The sequence below is a fragment of the Glutamicibacter sp. NPDC088483 genome (assembly GCF_044753145.1).
Taxonomy (GTDB): Bacteria; Actinomycetota; Actinomycetes; order Actinomycetales; family Micrococcaceae; genus Glutamicibacter.
On the sequence record NZ_JBIVMP010000005.1, the window covers coordinates 268,958 to 286,806 of the forward strand.

Consider the following 17,849-nt stretch of genomic DNA (forward strand, 5'->3'; position numbering starts at 1 on the left):
ATCTTGGGCCGTCGTGATACGACAGCCCTCATTGAGCTGCTCGATCGCGACCCCGTCGCCAATATATTCACCCGTTCGCAGGTGAGCATCCACCGGTCAGCAGTCCCAGACGGGTTTGCGCACATCGTTGGCTTGGACGGCAGCGAAGGTCTTGAATCGGCATGCTGGGTGGGCGCTAATATGGCGCCCACCGCCATGCCGGAGTCCGATGCCCAGAAGTACGCCATGCATGCCATCGATTCCCGACAGCGATTCGCCTCGGTATTCGGTCCGGCAGAAACAGTTCTGGCCATGCATGACGTCTTGCGGGATGGTCCGCAAGAAATTTTTGATGTCCGGGAAAATCAGCCATTAATGGCCATCACCCAAATCCCGGAGGGAATTCGCCGCAACCGGATTCGGCCGGCTCAGGTTCAGGAATTCGACCTAGTCCTGCCTGCCAGCGCTGCCATGTTCGAAGAAGAACTTGGATATTCGCCGTTGGAAAACGGGGGAAGCTTCTACCGCAACCGTGTACGCCAGTTAATTCGTGAGGGGCACACGCTCATGGACTGCGACCAGCGCGGCAACGTGATTTTCAAGGCTGATTTAGGCACCGTCACCGACGAAGTAGTGCAAATCCAAGGTGTTTGGGTGAACCCGATGTATCGCGGCCAAGGCTTGGCTGCCGGCTACATGGCCTCCACGGTGGACTACGCGATGCAGTTCGCTCCTGTAGTGAGCCTGTACGTCAACGACTACAACACCGCTGCAATCAAGACTTATCAGCGCATCGGCTTTGAACAGGTCGGCACCTTCGCAACGATCCTGTTCTGAACAGCAGTGGCACGGGCAACGTGGAAATCAACCGGTTCTGCTCTTGAGCCACCTGCAGCTACTTCGCCAGAAACAATTCCGCCTTACCGCGGATCTGGCTGGCTGCAAAGAATCCCGCAGGTGAAGGCGAAAACGAAGTTGATTGTGGATCCCGGTTCATCGTCAGTTGTGCAACGTTCTCATGACTAATACGGCGCTATAACGGGCCATTCGGTATTCGCGGCAGTCAGTGCTCCAGCTGCGCGGCCAATGAAGCCCGAGCATCGACAAATAAAGTCGCATGAACGACTGTTGCCGGAAGTTGAGCTTATCGCCGCGACCCACTTAGCCGCTATGAGTCCCCATTACCTGCTTTTCCTTTGTATCGCTGGCGAAGCTCGAGTGGCGGGAAACCTGTTTAGCATCCTTTGAGGACTTTCGCTTAGCTGCGGCAAGCATCCATTTCTCCGGCTAATGGAGAGCAATCCATTCGCTTAATGACCCGGCAAGGGAAACGGGGCCCAGGTGCTATGCAACTTGGGCTATTTCTTCTTCCGCTCAACGCGGGAGCAACAATGCCCATCGAATGATCATCAGTCTTCTAGACTCGAAAGTGTAAACGTGATGGTGATGGGAAAATTTGTGGTTCAAGCCATTGGTACTAAAGCGTATTTGGGTGCTGCTATGGGCGCAGCAGTACTCCTCATTGGTGGGTGCAGTTCGCCAGAAGTCGAAACCGGTGCCTCGACGGTCGCCCCAGTCCAGCTCGACGACGGACAGCTGGAAAATCTGCTTGAGGATTTCGCCAAAGACGAAGAAAACTCCCATGTCATCAACGACAAACAGCTACGCAAGAGCATTCCGCAAGCACAGGAGTGGATAGAGGACGTCCAAGTGAATCCCAGTAAATGCGGAGTTACCTTTGCTGAGCCGGTCGCAGATCAATTGCAGAGCGCCACGATGGGCGCCATCGAATTCGAGGACAGCTACCTATCTGTTGCAATCTACAAAGACCCTGAAGTTTTGCAAGCGCAATGGGTTGCCAAAACTGAGGCCAATGCTGATTGCTCGCGTTACACAGTCAAATTAGGCAATGAGACTCGCGCTTACCACATTGCAAAGCAGCCTATTGATTCTGCTGCAGGATTGGCCGACGGGTATGTAATTACCAGCAGTGATGGGTCGTCCACCAAACAGCAGCTCATCATTCGCTCCGCTAATTCGAACGTTCTGCTCGGCATTCAGCGTTCCACTTCTGCCGCGAACACCGCGAACGAAGTTGAAGAAGCATCCGGGATCCTCCAAGAACTCATGAACCGACTTACCCAGTAGTTCATTTCAAGACGCCATCGGTCTTCCGGTGGCAATTACGGAAAGCAATAGATGACTAAGCGTTTAGCCCTCTGGGCATTGCCATTGGCCACGACCATGATGCTGGCTGGATGTTCTTCGAATTCCGCGACAGAACCAGCGGAAACGGCTGTTTCGACGGCCCCGGCGGAAAGCAAGAAGACTTCTGCCTCGGGTGATGTGCTCAGTGCGGAGCAGGTAGAGTCCATTGCTTCCAAGCTTTTGGAAGGCGACAACGCAGTCCAGATAGTTGGCAATGAGCAGATGCAGAAGCAACTGGAAGTTGCCAAGAACGCTGAAACTCCCAGCGGAATCAAGCCGGAAAAGTGTGCCGAGATGAATGCCAAGTATTCAGTTACCGACTTGACGGCATCGGTATCCGCAACGGCGACCAGTTCCTCCGAATCCGTCGGCAAAGTCGTGCAGGTCTTCTCGTTGACCGACGAGGCCACCCGCAAGAACGTATCGGAGGCATTGACGCTGGATGATCTGGAGGGATGTGAAAAGGCCACTGTTGAGCTGGGCGGCGAGGAAATCGAAACTCAACGCCAGATCCTGCCGCTGGACGTCGAAGCGGATCAATCGTTGACCATGTCCACCCAGATGGATGCGGGTGGCGGACAGCTACTGACCTCGGTCGTTGTGCAGGCTCTGCAAGATGGCAATTTCGTGCTGGTTACCCTGCAGACCGGTTCGCAGCAACCAGCTGAACTGGCCGCACAGGCAGTGGAGCTGGCAGATCGGGCGTTCGCCGAAATCGAGGCGGCTCAGTAGCCGAACGGGCGGGGTATCCGTTTTATGGACTCTCCAACATCAGTTGGCCTTGCACCGAGGAGTGCAGAGCTCGTGGTTTAGCAGCCAACATGCCTTTTCCTCGAAGCAGCGTACCTCCGAGTCATATTGGCCCCCTTGGCAGATGAACGATAAATCAACTGCTGGGACCTTGTTTCTGTGCGGTGCCTGCCGATTTCTCTTTGACTGGTGCTTTTCCTGGCAACGGGTGGCAAGCGACCAACCCTTAACCATTCAAGTGAACTTTGGACTCTATTCCATTCGCTGCAACACTCTCTCATAGTCCTTTTATTTCCAACACATTGTGAAATACTGTGGATGGCTTATCATCACCAATGTGAGGAAATCACCATGAAGAAGCGTTCACTCTGGGTGCTGCCTGTAGCAGTTGCCCTTGCCTTGACCGGTTGCAGCTCGAATTCAGGGACCGAGGGCGCTGCTGGCTCTTCGGAGGCCCCTCAGGAGCAGGAAAGCGCGGGGGTGCCAGCGCTGACTGCTGAGCAAGCCGCTGCAGTTGCCAAAACCTTGGGTGGAGACGGACCGAATGTGCAGGTTCTGGATAGCGATGCACTTAGCGGCTCATTGGAAAGCGCCAAGGGCCTGATCGATCAGATGGAGATCGAACCTGCGAAGTGCGCCGAGTTCGTCTCGCAGCAGGGGACCCAGGACCTGGACGGCGTCAACATGGCCGCAGCGATCGTCGTTGGCGAAACAGGCGAGAGCAACAGCTACTCCGTCGCTGGCTACGAGGATACTGCCAAGCTGGATGCAATCAAGGACATGGTAGATGCCAAGGACCTGCAGGGCTGCGAGGACTTCTCGATGAGTGTTGCGGGCCAGAAAGTTTCTGCCTCGGCCAAGATCCTGGATGCTGAATCCGATGCGGACAAGACCATCGTAACCCACACTGCCATGACCATGAATGGCGAAGAGGTCCCAGGCGGTTCTTACCAGATTCAGGGCGTAGTCGGTGAAAATGTTGTGGCCGTTTCCCGCACCCAAACTGGCGAACAAGCTGATGGCGAGGCTGTGAAAGCACTCGTTGAGGAACTGAACAAGGCAGTTGAAGAGGTTAAGGCCACGGCCAAGTAGGCCTCCTTCAGCCGTTGAAGGCTCTTCTGGTTCCAAGGGAATCAGAAGAGCCTTCACTTCTTTGCGCGGCAAATGCTTCCCAATGATGCGCGAGTCATGGCATTCTCAATGGATGACCCTGGAACACGGTGCGCCACGCAAATCCATCGAGGCTGCCTTGACTGCGGGCGAGGATCCGACGCGCAAAGCCCGAAGCTTGAAGTCCCTGCATCAGCTCTGGGCCGAAGGTGCGTGCATCCCTGAAGTGGTTCGGCCAGTGGTGGCGCGTTCATGGTCCCGGGCCGGCAAGCTTGGAACAGATATCGTTCCTTTGGATACTTCTGAAATACGCGAGCGCAGGCAGACCAACGAAGAACTCAACGGACTGGTCGAGCTCTTCAAGGAGCGTTTGCTCTCCTTGGCCACCCAGGCGGGAAACCAGCTGGTCATCTCCGACGAGCAAGGATTCGTGCTCTGGGTGCTCGGGCCCTCTGCAGTACGCCGCCGAAGTGACGGCATCGGATTTGTCGCCGGTGCACGCTGGCGCGAAAGCGACGTGGGCACTAATGGGATCGGCGCGGCAATGGCCGAGCGTGCCCCGGTGCAGATTTTCGGCCCGGAGCATGCCCGGGAAGAACAGCACAACTGGGTCTGCACATCGGCGCCGGTCATGAATCCTGCCACCTCGGCGCTGATTGGCACGATCACGCTGGCAGGCTCGTTCCGCACGGCGCATCCGCACTCCTTGGCTCTGGTCTCATCCGTGGCCCGAGAAGCAGAATTATTCCTGCAAACCGAGCATGAATTGAAAATGCAGAAGCTCCAGCTTTCCACCCAACTGCCCGAAGGCGAGTACGTCCTAGTTGACGTGCAAGGCTCCATAGCCGCCGCCCAAGGCTACAGTGTTGGATCCAAGCTCAATTTGCCGATGTCCATGGAAGAAGGGCGGAACTGGATTTCCGGGCTGGGATCAATTGATGCGCGGCGGACACCGGGAGGCTGGCTGCTGCAAAGGGCAGAAGGCCAGGTGAGCCTCCAGCTGTACGCAGGAGCTTCACTGCAGGCTATTGTCCATTCGCCCGGTGGGGCGACGCGCATCAACTTGAGCGCGAAGCATTGGCAGATCCTTGAGCTGCTGGCTGCGAACCCTCACGGAGTGAGCTCAGGGCAGTTGGCGAGCCTGTGGCCTGCGGATACGCCGAACGTCACCATCCGCGCCGAAATATCCCGCTTGCGTTCCAAGCTGCGTGGCCTGATCGCCTCACGTCCCTACCGGATCGTGGTCCCGGTGAGCAGCCACTAGCAATCCCGGAGCAGCTGCAACCTATTGCAACGCTTTTCTTTTGTGACGCAGATCATATTCTTTCATTAGTCGCGGAGGGCCCGAATGGCCATCCATTGAATCCCGATGAAGAGATGAGACGCAAATGACTGACAATGATTGCTTGTTGCAAGCCCGGAGCTGGTTCCATTCCTTGCAGATAGCGTTGGAAGCGGGTGACGCGCCAGCAGCTGTACAGCTATTTTCGGAGGAGTGCTACTGGCGGGATCTGGCCTCGATGACATGGAACCTTCACACCAGCGAGGGCCGTGACGGGATCGAGAAGATGCTGCTTGGCGTTGAACGAGGCGCGTGGCCGCGGAACATCGAAGTCACCAGCGCACAAGAGGCTGACGGCGTCATTGAAGCCTGGTACACGTTCGAGAACGACGCATTCAACGGGCTTGGATTACTCCGCTTGCGCGATGGGAAGGCCTGGACCCTGCTGAGCACCGCGCAGGGCCTGCGCAAATTCCCCGAACCTGCTGGTCCGCGCCGCGAACTGGGCGCCGAGCACGGCGTAGCGATGAGCAAGGAAAACTGGCTTGATCGGCGCACCGCGCAGCAGCAGTCCCTGGGGATCACCGACCAGCCCTACACGCTGATTGTCGGCGGCGGCCAAGGCGGCATAGGCTTGGCCGCTCGGCTCAAGCGCATGGGTGTTCCTGCCCTGGTCATCGATAGGCATCCGCGTCCCGGTGACCAATGGCGTTCGCGCTACCATTCCTTGGCGCTGCACGATCCGGTCTGGTATGACCATATGCCCTACATTGATTTCCCCGACCACTGGCCGGTGTTCACGCCCAAGGACAAGATGGGGGATTGGCTGGAAAGCTACACCAAGCTCATGGAGCTGGACTATTGGTCCCTGACTGAAGCGACCAGCGTCCGGCAGGATCCGGAAGGAGAGGGGTGGATCGTCGAGGTAGAACGCGACGGAGTACCGTTGACCCTGCGTCCCACCCAGCTGGTGCTGGCCACTGGCATGTCCGGTATTCCGAACATTCCCCAGTACCCGGGAGCCGAGATCTTCAAAGGAGAGCAGAACCATTCCTCCAAGCATCCAGGCGGCGAACGGTACGCGGGCAAGAACGTCGTGGTCATCGGCGCCAACAACTCCGCACACGATATCTGCGCGGATCTGGTGCAAAACGGGGCCAAGCCGACTATGGTCCAACGTTCCAGCACGCATATCGTGCGCTCCGAATCGCTGATGAAGCATGTGCTGGGCGGACTGTACTCGGAAGAAGCCCTCGCTGCCGGCATAGACCACAACAAGGCAGACCTGATCTTCGCCTCCATCCCGTACAAAGTCCTCCCGGAATTCCATAAGCCGGTCTTCGAGAAAATCCAGCAGGAAGATGCGCACTTCTACAAGTCGCTGGCGGATGCGGGATTCGAGCTGGACTTCGGCGACGACGGTTCAGGGCTGTTCCTCAAGTACCTGCGCCGCGGCTCGGGGTACTACATCAACATCGGTGCCAGCGAGCTGGTGGCCGACGGATCGATTGCTTTGGCCCATGGCGAGGTATCGCACTTGACCGAAGAATCGGTGGTGCTGGCTGATGGCACTAGGCTGCCGGCGGACGCGGTGGTCTACGCCACCGGTTACGGCTCGATGAACGGATGGGCGGCGAAGCTCATCTCCCAGGAAGTCGCGGATGAAGTCGGAAAATGCTGGGGCCTGGGGTCGGGGACCGCCAAGGATCCGGGTCCATGGCAGGGGGAGCTGCGCAATATGTGGAAGCCCACCAAGGTCAAGAACCTCTGGTTCCACGGAGGCAACCTGCACCAGTCCAGGCATTATTCGAAGTATCTGGGCTTGCAGCTCAAGGCACGGTACGAGGGCATCGGAACTCCGGTGTATGCGCTCGCCGAAACCTATCATCAATCCTGATAACACCGTTTCCCTGCCCGTGAATCGGTTTCCCGGACCCGGAGCAAGCGCTGTATGGCGCTTCCTCCGGGTCACCCGCGCGTCTGCCACGTGGCGGTTTTCGGGCCTTATCCGGACGTTTCGTTGAACTGCAACGGCCTGGAAATCGCACAACGAATTGAACGGAAAGCCGGATGAACCATGATTCCCATGCTCCTGGCACCTGCGCAGTTATTGAATCGGCGCAGATCGCGGATGCCGCAATAACGCCGGTGCACCGGCCTGCGCGCCGCAGCCGACCCAGCTGCACCATGCTTCCGCGTAAGCCTCGCCATGGGTGCTTGCAAGTACAAATCGGCGGGGAACTGGCACCCGACTGGGATGTCCTTTGCTGGCAGCGACTCAACGAAACAGAACCCTGCAGCGCCCACCATCTATCCAGAGGCCCGCATCCGGCCCCGGGCACGCAACACGATTCCGCGCAAGCCCTTGAATTTATTGGGAAGTGGCCGAAAGCTGTAGCATTGATTAAGGCCAATTTTGCGGCCAAAACCCATTTGATTTTGCATAGCTAGTCGGCATCCGAAATTATTTCTGAAGTCGACGGACGGAAAAGGACACCCCGAGTGGTTTTGAAGCTTTCCACTACCTTCTTGCGCACCTTGCGTGAAGATCCGGTTGACGCCGAAGTCGCCAGCCACAAGTTGTTGGTACGCGCCGGTTACATCCGTCGTGCGGCCCCGGGCATCTACACCTGGTTGCCGTTGGGTTTGAAGGTCCTTGCGCGCGTTGAAGCTATTGTTCGCGAGGAAATGAACGCTATCGGCGGCCAGGAAGTCCACTTCCCAGCGCTGCTGCCACGTGAACCTTACGAACAGACCGGCCGTTGGACCGAATACGGCGAAGGCCTGTTCCGTCTCAAGGACCGCAAAGATGCAGACTACCTCTTGGCACCGACCCATGAGGAAATGTTCACGCTGCTGGTGAAGGATCTGTACAACTCGTACAAGGATCTTCCGGTCTACCTGTACCAGATCCAGAACAAGTACCGCGACGAAGCACGTCCACGCGCGGGCCTGCTGCGTGGCCGCGAATTCATCATGAAGGATTCGTACTCCTTCAACATCGATGATGAAGGCCTGGACGAAGCCTACATGGCTCACCGCGGCGCCTACCTGAAGATCTTCGAGCGCCTGGGTCTGGAAGTTATTCCGGTCTTCGCGCAGGCTGGTGCCATGGGCGGCTCCAAGTCCGAGGAATTCCTGCATCCAACAGCTATTGGCGAGGATACCTTCGTCCGTTCGGCCGGCGGTTACGCAGCCAACGTGGAAGCTGTCACCACGGTAGTGCCAGCGTCCATCGATTACGCCAACGCACCTGCGTTCGAAGTTGTCGATACCCCGGATACCCCGACCATCGAGACGCTGGTTGCCGCGGCCAACGAGCTGCGCCCACGCGAGTCCGGTGTTTGGGAAGCCAAGGACACCCTGAAAAACGTTGTCCTGGCGGTGACCGATCCAGAAGGCAACCGCCAGTTGGTAGTCATCGGTGTTCCAGGCGACCGCCAGGTGGACCTGAAGCGTGTCGAAGCTACCGTGGGTGCCCCGCTGGGCATCATCGGCGAGGTCCAGGTTGAAGCCGCTAGCGGTGAAGACTTGGCCAAGCACCCGGAATTGATTGCCGGCTACATCGGCCCAGGCAACGGCCTGGATCAGGCTGTTCTGGGTACCGAAGGCACCAGCGGCATCACCTACCTGGTTGATCCTCGCGTAGTATCCGGTACCTCGTGGATCACCGGCGCCAACGAAAAGGGCAAGCACGTTTTCGGCTTGGTGGCCGAGCGCGACTTCGGCTTTGACGGCACCATCGAGTCGGTCAACGTGCTAGAGGGCGACCCGGCACCGGACGGCTCGGGCCCATTGCGCACCGAACGCGGTATCGAAATGGGTCATATCTTCCAGCTTGGCCGCAAGTACGCTGAGGCTCTGGATCTGCGGGTCCTGGACCAGAACGGCAAGCTGAAGGTTGTCACCATGGGCTCCTACGGCATTGGCGTCACCCGTGCGGTAGCAGCACTGGCCGAGGCTTACCATGACGAAAACGGTCTGGCATGGCCAAAGCAGGTTGCTCCAGCCGACGTCCACATGGTCGTTACCGGCAAGGGCCCAGAGCTGCTTGAGGCTGCTGAGAAGTTGGCCGCAGAACTAGAATCGGCCGGTTTGGAAGTTATCTTGGATGACCGTCCAAAGGTGTCCGCGGGCGTGAAGTTCTCGGATGCCGAACTGATCGGCATTCCAACCATCGTTGTTGTGGGCCGTGGACTTGCTGAGGGCGTAGTTGAGGTCAAGGATCGTGCCACCGGCGAACGCCGCGATGTCAAGGTCGAGGACGTTGTCGCTGAGCTGAGCGCCTAAAAGGCTGTAGCCAATAACTGAATAGGGGAGTAGCGCGGTGCAAGAGTTCTTGGAATTGCTGTCCGTCAACGGTGAACCCGTCTCCTTCTGGCCCCTGGTGTTGCTGCTTCTTGCAGCTTTGGGCGCTGGATGGATTGACGCGGTAGTTGGCGGTGGCGGCCTGATTCAATTGCCCGCGCTGCTTCTTTTCCCCGGCATCACACCGGTGCAGGCGCTGGCCACGAATAAGCTGGGCTCAATCTTCGGAACGGCTACCAGCGCGGTGACGTACTACCGGCGCACCAGCCCGGATTTGAAGACCGCTATTCCGATGGCATTGACTGCCATGCTCGGTGCCTTCGGCGGAGCTGCGCTGGCCACAATTCTTCCCTCTGGAGCCATTCAGCCCATCATTATCGCAGCGCTCATTGCGGTGCTGCTGTTCACGATCCTGAAGCCCAAAGCCGGGGAGCTGTCGCGCCTGCGCTACGCCGGGCATGGGCATTATCTTCGAGCCATCCTGATTGGGCTGCTGATTGGCGGCTACGACGGGATGATCGGTCCCGGGACTGGATCGTTCTTGATCATCGCCATGGTGACAGTGCTGGGTTACAACTTCTTGCAGTCCTCCGCCAAGGCGAAGATCGTTAACCTTTGCACCAACGCAGGTGCTCTGCTGCTCTTCATCCCCACGGGGCACGTTCTAGTCGCATTAGGCCTGGCCATGGGCGTGATGAATATGCTCGGAGGCTATCTCGGGGCGCGCATGGCGATCTCCAAGGGCAGCGCCTTTATTCGCATTGTTTTCGTGATCGTCGTTTCGGCACTGATCATCAAGCTCGGCTCGGACCTGATCCTCGCCGGCAAGTGATAGCTTTAGCGGCCGCTAGCTGCTGATGTGTCGATTGGCGGGTATCCGGCGTAGTGCTGGACATGCTGGGGTTCAATGGCATGGACCATGGAACTGGTCGCCATTTGCGCGATCCTGAAAGTCAAGAAGCTGGAACCCATTGCAGTTTTGTAGAGTTGGGAAACCGTAGTGTGGCTTGCCAGCGGATCTACAACCTTCAACGCTGTGCAACCGATGGATACATACAGGAACCACAAATCGTTGTTCTCCGGATCGAGAGTAGCGATCAGAGCTGGCGGCTGGTGCGCGGCCACGAGCGACATGACGTCGTTGACTGTTTCCTCAGGTTGCGCAATGACAATAGGCATGCCTTGGACCCAACCATGTGAACTGAGTTGCGCCCGACCTTGCCTTGAACCGATCACTTCGCTGACCAGTTCTGCTGTCTTCGAACGCATGAATCGACCTGACATTACCCAACCTCCAATTGACGACCTAGCCACAAGTTGTTAGTTCCCCAATAAGTGGAAGAAAGCGGAGAATCCCGCTCCGTGTTATGGGAGCCAAATTCCGTATCTCAAGCACTTGATATTCACGATAGCCCCTTTTGGCGCGAATATCGAGAGCCAGTGAATAGGAACGAGATTCATATATCTTTGAAATCATTCCATGGCGGAGGAAATGGTGGTCGTTGATAAATTGGTTTCGGGTAATACCCCGTAAAACCCGCATGCCATATGCGGGTTATATCTTATAGTGCGGATGGAAATTACGGATCATCCGTGAATTTTAGTGCGCCTCGCGCTGTTTTGGCTCTACCCGAACCCGTGCTCTATTTCGACTCAGGGCAATTAGCAGTCGTGATTATTTCGTGATAATTCAACGAAACGTGAAATACGGCTAAATTCTAGCTGAATCCAAAACTATTTCCCGACTTCGCCAGTCTCAAGGATGCGGTATTCCTCATTCGATCCCTGCTGGCCATTGAGAGTCTGGAAAGCGACGGCGGAAATTTTTGCGCCGGCTGCACCATCGCTAACGCCCGCTGCTACGACCAATGCATCAGCAAAGTCCCCTTCGGCTTCCGCGGATAGGGCAGCCAGGTCTTCGAGGCCGCCTTTGGGTAGCGCATAGGCGGGTTCACGCAGGTCTGCGCACTGTTCGTCAACGGTCGCACGCAGGCCGCGAAGCTGGCGTCCCAGCTCGCTGCGTCGAGCTTCGATGGCTTCCTTGGCGCTGTCGGCACCACGTGCAGCCGTGAGCTGCAGAACGAAATCTAGTGCATAGCCGCGGTCCAGGGCCCGGGCGACGGCCGTTGGTTCGATGTTCTGCGCTTCGGTGATTTCCTTCGCGGGGTCCAGCAGCTCCTCCTTAGGCAGGCAGGCTACTGGCTGGTCTTTCTGCTCTTCTTCACCCGAGACTGCACTCAGTGGCAAGGCCAAGTCCAAATCACGCTCTTCTCCCAAAGATGCAACAGCGCTGCGGGCGTCCAGATTGATCTGGAAAGCAATCTGGGCCAGCTTCGAATCCCTGGACAGCGACGGTTCTGCGAAGGCAGGCATCACTGACGATGCGTCGGCGACATTCGTGGCAAGCGCAACCAGCGCGTCGGGGGAGAAGCTTTGCGGCAATGCCGCAGGCTCTTGGTCGTCGAAGCGCAATTCACCGAGCACCGCTGACCCCTGCGACAAGGAAGTCGCCAATGCGGATAGCCTCGAAGCGTTATCCTCGGGTGCCAGCTGGGCCATGGCTTGGGCCTGAGATGCCAGGTCTGCCAGCTTTGCTCCGTATTCCCACGTCATGCGGGCATCGGCGCTGGCCTCATTGACCTGTTCGGGCAGGCCCCGCTCCACCAGGGCGCCTCGGAAGATGGTGCTGCCAATGCCCCACGTCACGGCAACGGCAACTGCACCAGCCAGTACCGGAGCAATCCAGCCTGGAGCGCGGCGTACTTGCCTGTCGGTGCGACGGGCGGAATGGGGCGATTTTTCAGTCATAGCGTTTCGATCATGCCATGATCAATGCAGGTAAAGAGGGCAATAGCGGTGTCGAGCGCCACGATGGATAGAAAATGGGCGTGAGTTCCTTCACCTGTGCCCGTTTAGATGTTCTCAATGAGCGGAACGCAATATAGGCTTAACGGACAACATCGAATAGCGTGGGAGGATATCCATGACCGGAATGCCGGCCGATACCGAACAGGAAGCGCAGCGTCTGACTGCATTGCTCTCCAAGGAAGTAGAATCCCACGGGCTTCTCCTGGAGGAAGTCGCCTTGCGTCCCTCCGGCAAGCAGATGATCGTGCAGATCATCGTCGACAAGGCCGACGGTCACGAAACGCTGACTCTCGATGAACTTGGTGAAGTTACCACCACCATCTCCAACGCTCTGGACAAGGACGCCGTCTACGCATCGTCGGCTCCTTACGAACTCGAAGTCAGTTCCCCAGGACTCTCCCGCCCATTGACTGCCCAGCGCCACTGGATCCGCGCCCTCAACCGCATGGTCAAGATTTCGCTGGCCGACGGCACGAAGCTTCGCGGGCGCCTGCTTGAGGTCAACGACGGCGACGTGTTGATTGCTGAGCACCGCGAGCCGGCCAAGAAGGGCATGAAGGTCAAGGTGCTCGATCCTGCGGCCTATGCCTTTGAAAATATCCGTAAAGCTGTTGTCGATCCAGAGCTGAACTTCGATGACGCACTATTTGACACTGCCGATACTGAAGATTTGGAGGGCTAAGCGTGGATATCGATCTGAATGCGCTGCGCATCCTGGAAAAAGACCGCGACATCCCAATGGATGTTTTGATTCCGACCATCGAGTCGGCACTGCTGCTGGCTTACAACAAGACCGAAGGCGCCATGCCTGGCGCCCGCGCGCACATTGAGCGCAGCAACGGCCATGTGGCGATCCTGGTAGAGGACCGCGACAACGCCGGCGTGCTGCTGGGCGAATTCGACGACACCCCGCACGGTTTCGGCCGCATCGCCGCCTCCACCGCCCGCCAGGTAATCATGCAGCGCCTGCGTGAAGCTGAAGATGCGCAGGTTGTCGGCGAGTTCGCAGCCCGCGTTGGCACCCTGATCTCCGGCGTCATCCAGCAGGGCTACTCCTCGCATATGGTGCAGGTCAAGATCGGTGATCTGGAAGCGCTGCTGCCACCAGTTGAGCAGTCCCCAGGCGAGAAGTACCAGCACGGAAACCGCCTGCGCGCCTACGTTGTTTCCGCTGAGCGCGGCAACAAGGGCCCAGCCGTTACCCTGTCCCGTTCTCACCCGAACCTGGTTCGCCTGCTGTTCGAAATGGAAGTTCCAGAAATCGCTGACGGCACCGTCACGGTCGAGGCACTGGCTCGTGAAGCTGGCCACCGTACCAAGATTGCTGTGCGCGCAACCAAGGCCGGTGTCAACGCCAAGGGCGCTTGCATCGGTGAAATGGGAACCCGCGTGCGCGCCGTGATGAACGAACTGAACGACGAGAAGATCGACATCGTTGACTACAACGAGGATCCAGCGAAGTTCATCGCCGCGGCCCTGTCTCCATCGAAGGTCGTCTCGGTAGAGATCCTGGACGAAGCCGAACGCCGTGCTCGCGTGGTTGTTCCCGACTCCCAGCTCTCGCTGGCAATCGGCAAGGAAGGCCAGAACGCTCGCCTTGCTGCCAAGTTGACCGGCTGGCGCATTGACATCCTGGCTGCCTCGGGCGGCAAGGAACCGCAGCTCTAAGCAGCTGCGGGAAATAATTCCAGTTCAGCGTGTTGGAAGCCTAGCTGCGTGTGAGCCACAACTCATGCGTGCTATGGCGTCCAAACGCGCTAGACTAGTAGATGGCTCGTAATAACTAGGGAAGGTGGCGACGGCGCTCGCATGAAGCTGCATCAGCAACGCACGTGCATTGGCTGTCGAACCGTAACCAGTAAAAATGAGCTGCTCCGTTGGGTCCTGAAAGACGGTACACCGCTGCATGCGGTGAGTTTGGATCAACAGGGTTCCGCTTCCGGGCGGGGCACTTGGACCCACGGGACCGAAAAGTGTGTGCAGCAAGCGGTGCAGCGCCGGGCGTTCGCGCGGGCCTTCAGGTCTGCGGTAGACGATTCGCAGGTGCTGCAGGAATTCACTGCATACGAAGATCAGCTGGCAAGCAACCAGCTATCTGGCAAACATGATGAAAGCGGGTCAGAAATCTGATGGCAACCCGATGAGTCGGCAATGCTGAGCGCACAACGATGAACAATCAGTTCTGCGTGATCCACCGTGCGACGGAAGAATTTCACGAATTACACAGCTGATCTGCCAGACCGCTGATCTAAAGATTTATCTTTTGATACCGGGGTTTGAGCAGATCACATCGACACAGGAGAGATGTGGCTAAACCCCGCGTTCACGAGCTCGCTAAAGAGCTCGGAATCACTTCAAAAGAAGCACTAACCAAGTTGCAGGACATGGGCGAATTCGTTCGCTCGGCATCCTCGACCGTTGAACCGCCAGTAGCGCGCAAGCTGCGCGACGCATTCCCAGGTTCCAACGGTGCCGCTAAGCCAGCAGCTGCTGCCAAGCCAGCCGCCGCCAAGCCAGCGACCCCTGGAGCACCGAAGTCGGCTTCCAAGCCGGCTGCTACCCCAGGTGCCTCGGCCCCGAAGCCAGGCGTTAAGCCAGCTGCGGCAGCTCCGGCTCCTGCAGCCCCAGCTGCCCCAGCCGCACCTGCGGCGCCTGCAGCTCCGGTCGCGAAGGCAACCCCTGGCGCTCCATTGCCAGGTGCAGCCCCGGCACCGAAGCCAGGTGCCAAGCCAGCTCCGAAGCCAGGCGCTCCACGCCCAGGCAACAGCCCGTTCTCTTCCCAGCAGGGTATGCGCGGCGCTGAGTCCGGCGAACGCCGTGGTGGCGGCAACCGCGAAGGCGGTCGTGCCCCACGTCCAGGCGCACCTCGTCCGGGCGGTCCACGCCCAGGCAACAACCCGTTCTCCTCGCAGCAGGGTATGCGCGGCGAAGGCGGCCAGGGCGGTCCTCGCCCACCACGCGACGGCCAGCGCGGTCCACGCCCAGCAGGTGCCGGCGGTCCACGTCCGGCTCGTGACGGCCAGGGCGGACCACGTCCGGCACGTGACGGCCAGCGCGGTCCACGTCCAGCAGGTGCCGGCGGTCCACGCCCAGCAGGCCAGGGCGCTCCACGCCCAGCCGGCGCAGGTGGCCCACGCCCAGCAGGTGCCGGCGGTCCACGCCCAGGTGCTGGCGCAGGTACCACTGCAACCCCGCGCATGATGCCTAACCGCACCGATCGTCCAGCGCCAGCAGGCGGCGGACGTCCAGGTGCAGGTGCCGGCGGCCGCGGTCGCCCAGGTGGCGGCAGCGGTGGCGGCAGCGGTACCGGTGGCGGCTTCCGCCCAGGTGCACCACGCGGTCGCGGTGGCGTTGGCGGTGCTTTCGGCAAGGGAGGCGCCGGTCGCGGCAAGCAGCGCAAGTCCAAGCGCGCAAAGCGCCAGGAATTGGAGCAGATGAGTGCTCCGTCATTGGGCGGCGTGAATGTTCCACGCGGCAACGGCGACACCGAGATCCGTCTGCGCCGCGGCGCGTCGATCACCGACTTCGCTGACAAGATTGGCGCGAACCCAGCAGCACTGGTGACCGTACTGTTCCACCTCGGTGAAATGGCTACCGCCACCCAGTCGCTGGATGAGGCAACCTTCGAGGTGCTCGGCGAAGAGCTGGGCTACAAGGTGCTTGTCGTCTCCCCTGAGGACGAAGACAAGGAACTGCTCGAAGGCTTCGGCCTGGACCTGGATGCCGAACTTGAGGCTGAAGGCGAAGACGTGCTTGAAGAGCGCGCCCCAGTCATCACCATCATGGGCCACGTCGACCACGGTAAGACCCGACTGCTGGATGCTATCCGCAAGTCGAACGTTATCGAGGGCGAGCATGGCGGCATCACCCAGCACATCGGTGCGTACCAGATCAACCACATCCATGAGGGCCGCGATCGCGCAATGACCTTCATCGATACCCCGGGCCACGAGGCGTTCACCGCCATGCGTGCCCGTGGTGCCGAGGTCACTGACGTGGCCGTGCTGGTTGTCGCCGCGGATGACGGCGTCATGCCGCAGACTGTGGAAGCACTGAACCACGCACAGGCTGCCGGCGTGCCGATCATCGTCGCTGTGAACAAGATCGATAAGGAAGGCGCCAACCCTGACAAGGTCATGGGCCAGCTGACCGAATACGGTTTGGTTCCAGAAGAATACGGTGGCGACACCATGTTCGTGAAGGTTTCGGCACTGCAGAAGCAGGGCATCGACGAGCTGCTGGACGCTGTCCTGCTGACCTCGGACGTGCTTGAGCTCAAGGCCAACCCGGACAAGTCCGCTCGTGGCGTGGCCATTGAAGCGAACCTGGATAAGGGCCGCGGTTCGGTTGTTACCGTCCTGGTCCAGTCCGGTACCCTCTGCGTTGGCGACACCATGGTGGTGGGCACCGCCCACGGCCGCGTGCGTGCAATGTTCAACGAGAACGGCGAAAACCTCGACGTGGCACTGCCATCGCGTCCGGTACAGGTCCTGGGCATGTCCTCGGTCCCGCGTGCTGGCGACGGCTTCCTGATCACCGAAGACGAGCGCACCGCCCGCCAGATCGCTGACAAGCGCGAAACCGCAGAGCGCAACGCAATGCTGGCCAAGCGCCGCAAGCGCATCACCTTGGAAGACTTCGACAAGGCTGTTGCCGATGGCAAGATCGATACCCTGAACCTGATCCTCAAGGGTGACGCTTCCGGTGCTGTTGAAGCACTGGAAGACTCGCTGATGAAGATCGAGGTCGGCGACGATGTGCAGCTGCGCGTGATCCACCGCGGTGTCGGTGCGATCACCCAGAACGACGTCAACTTGGCAACCGTGGACAACGCCATCATCATTGGCTTCAACGTCCGCCCAGCCGAGCGCGTGGCAGAACTGGCCGACAAGGAGGGCGTCGACATGCGCTTCTACTCGGTCATCTACTCCGCTATCGACGACATCGAGAATGCGCTCAAGGGCATGCTCAAGCCGGAGTTCGAAGAAGTGGCCCTCGGCACCGCCGAGATCCGCATGGTCTTCCGCTCCTCGAAGTTCGGCAACATTGCCGGTTCGATCATCCGCTCGGGCACCATCAAGCGCAACACCAAGGCTCGCCTGGTACGCGACGGCAACGTCGTGGGCGACAACCTGAACATCGATTCGCTGCGCCGCGAAAAGGACGATGTCACCGAGGTCCGCGAGGGCTTCGAATGCGGTATCGGCCTGGGGTCGTTCAACGACATCAAGGAAGGCGACATCATCGAGACCTTCGAGATGCGCGAAAAGCCACGCGACTAATTGCCGACAAGCAATTAGCAGTGTGACTCACTGATTCGTGGGCGTTTGACCGATAAGCTTTG

Annotated in this window: 14 protein-coding genes; 12 read left to right on the forward strand and 2 right to left on the reverse strand. The window is 58.9% G+C overall.

Features of this window, described 5'->3' with window-relative positions; translation table 11 throughout:
* The first annotated feature begins 3 nt into the window (after window positions 1-3).
* The 8 genes from ACIP6G_RS12420 to ACIP6G_RS12455 all read left to right on the forward strand — a co-directional run bounded on the left by ACIP6G_RS12420 (window position 4) and on the right by ACIP6G_RS12455 (window position 10,469).
* Window positions 4-816 (forward strand): GNAT family N-acetyltransferase, encoded by an 813-nt coding sequence (locus tag ACIP6G_RS12420; protein WP_332502584.1) that lies wholly within the window; start codon window positions 4-6, stop codon window positions 814-816.
* A 516-nt stretch (window positions 817-1,332) separates the two neighbouring features.
* The gene (locus ACIP6G_RS12425) at window positions 1,333-2,127 is read left to right on the forward strand and encodes a hypothetical protein (protein ID WP_400290368.1); all 795 of its coding nucleotides are present in this window, start codon (window positions 1,333-1,335) and stop codon (window positions 2,125-2,127) included.
* Between the two features lie 51 nt (window positions 2,128-2,178).
* A complete protein-coding gene (locus ACIP6G_RS12430; protein WP_332486588.1) occupies window positions 2,179-2,919 on the forward strand; it encodes a hypothetical protein in 741 nt (246 codons plus the stop codon).
* 369 nt (window positions 2,920-3,288) lie between these two features.
* Entirely contained in the window at window positions 3,289-4,029 is a 741-nt protein-coding gene (locus tag ACIP6G_RS12435; RefSeq protein WP_105657272.1) for a hypothetical protein, read from the forward strand.
* 112 nt (window positions 4,030-4,141) lie between these two features.
* Window positions 4,142-5,311, forward strand: a complete 1,170-nt coding sequence (locus ACIP6G_RS12440) for a GAF domain-containing protein (protein WP_400290370.1) — start codon at window positions 4,142-4,144, stop codon at window positions 5,309-5,311.
* Between the two features lie 124 nt (window positions 5,312-5,435).
* On the forward strand, window positions 5,436-7,226 hold the full coding sequence (locus ACIP6G_RS12445; RefSeq protein WP_400290372.1) for an NAD(P)-binding domain-containing protein: 1,791 nt from the start codon (window positions 5,436-5,438) through the stop codon (window positions 7,224-7,226).
* Window positions 7,227-7,831: 605 nt separating this feature from the next.
* The gene (locus ACIP6G_RS12450; RefSeq protein WP_332728082.1) at window positions 7,832-9,619 is read left to right on the forward strand and encodes a proline--tRNA ligase; all 1,788 of its coding nucleotides are present in this window, start codon (window positions 7,832-7,834) and stop codon (window positions 9,617-9,619) included.
* Between the two features lie 37 nt (window positions 9,620-9,656).
* On the forward strand, window positions 9,657-10,469 hold the full coding sequence (locus ACIP6G_RS12455) for a TSUP family transporter (protein WP_181148826.1): 813 nt from the start codon (window positions 9,657-9,659) through the stop codon (window positions 10,467-10,469).
* Window positions 10,470-10,474: 5 nt separating this feature from the next.
* Here ACIP6G_RS12455 and ACIP6G_RS12460 read toward each other — a convergent pair whose 3' ends face one another.
* Together ACIP6G_RS12460 and ACIP6G_RS12465 are read right to left on the reverse strand one after the other, a co-directional pair.
* Window positions 10,475-10,816, reverse strand: coding sequence for a hypothetical protein (locus tag ACIP6G_RS12460; protein ID WP_400290375.1), 342 nt, complete (start codon window positions 10,814-10,816; stop codon window positions 10,475-10,477).
* Window positions 10,817-11,371: 555 nt separating this feature from the next.
* Window positions 11,372-12,445: a hypothetical protein gene (locus tag ACIP6G_RS12465; RefSeq protein ID WP_400290378.1), complete on the reverse strand. Its 1,074-nt coding sequence runs from the start codon at window positions 12,443-12,445 to the stop codon at window positions 11,372-11,374.
* 175 nt (window positions 12,446-12,620) lie between these two features.
* Here ACIP6G_RS12465 and rimP point away from each other — a divergent pair, with 175 nt between their 5' ends.
* The 4 genes from rimP (at window position 12,621) to infB (ending at window position 17,787) form a co-directional block, all read left to right on the forward strand.
* Window positions 12,621-13,187, forward strand: coding sequence for a ribosome maturation factor RimP (gene rimP / locus ACIP6G_RS12470; RefSeq protein ID WP_105657278.1), 567 nt, complete (start codon window positions 12,621-12,623; stop codon window positions 13,185-13,187).
* Between the two features lie 2 nt (window positions 13,188-13,189).
* Window positions 13,190-14,173: a transcription termination factor NusA gene (gene nusA / locus ACIP6G_RS12475; protein ID WP_105661830.1), complete on the forward strand. Its 984-nt coding sequence runs from the start codon at window positions 13,190-13,192 to the stop codon at window positions 14,171-14,173.
* Between the two features lie 141 nt (window positions 14,174-14,314).
* Window positions 14,315-14,635 (forward strand): YlxR family protein, encoded by a 321-nt coding sequence (locus ACIP6G_RS12480; RefSeq protein WP_105657280.1) that lies wholly within the window; start codon window positions 14,315-14,317, stop codon window positions 14,633-14,635.
* Window positions 14,636-14,811: 176 nt separating this feature from the next.
* Complete coding sequence (gene infB, locus ACIP6G_RS12485; RefSeq protein ID WP_133832994.1) at window positions 14,812-17,787, forward strand: translation initiation factor IF-2; 2,976 nt, start codon at window positions 14,812-14,814, stop codon at window positions 17,785-17,787.
* The last annotated feature ends 62 nt before the right edge of the window (window positions 17,788-17,849 follow it).

What these genes read in the sequence shown, in the direction of transcription:
- ACIP6G_RS12430 (WP_332486588.1), top strand. Translation starts at nt 2,179, where the DNA reads ATGACTAAGCGTTTAGCCCTCTGGGCATTGCCATTGGCCACGACCATG.
- ACIP6G_RS12435 (WP_105657272.1), top strand. Translation starts at nt 3,289, where the DNA reads ATGAAGAAGCGTTCACTCTGGGTGCTGCCTGTAGCAGTTGCCCTTGCC.
- ACIP6G_RS12440 (WP_400290370.1), top strand. Translation starts at nt 4,142, where the DNA reads ATGACCCTGGAACACGGTGCGCCACGCAAATCCATCGAGGCTGCCTTG.
- ACIP6G_RS12445 (WP_400290372.1), top strand. Translation starts at nt 5,436, where the DNA reads ATGACTGACAATGATTGCTTGTTGCAAGCCCGGAGCTGGTTCCATTCC.
- ACIP6G_RS12460 (WP_400290375.1), bottom strand. Translation starts at nt 10,816, where the DNA reads ATGCCTATTGTCATTGCGCAACCTGAGGAAACAGTCAACGACGTCATG.
- ACIP6G_RS12465 (WP_400290378.1), bottom strand. Translation starts at nt 12,445, where the DNA reads ATGACTGAAAAATCGCCCCATTCCGCCCGTCGCACCGACAGGCAAGTA.
- rimP (WP_105657278.1), top strand. Translation starts at nt 12,621, where the DNA reads ATGACCGGAATGCCGGCCGATACCGAACAGGAAGCGCAGCGTCTGACT.
- ACIP6G_RS12480 (WP_105657280.1), top strand. Translation starts at nt 14,315, where the DNA reads ATGAAGCTGCATCAGCAACGCACGTGCATTGGCTGTCGAACCGTAACC.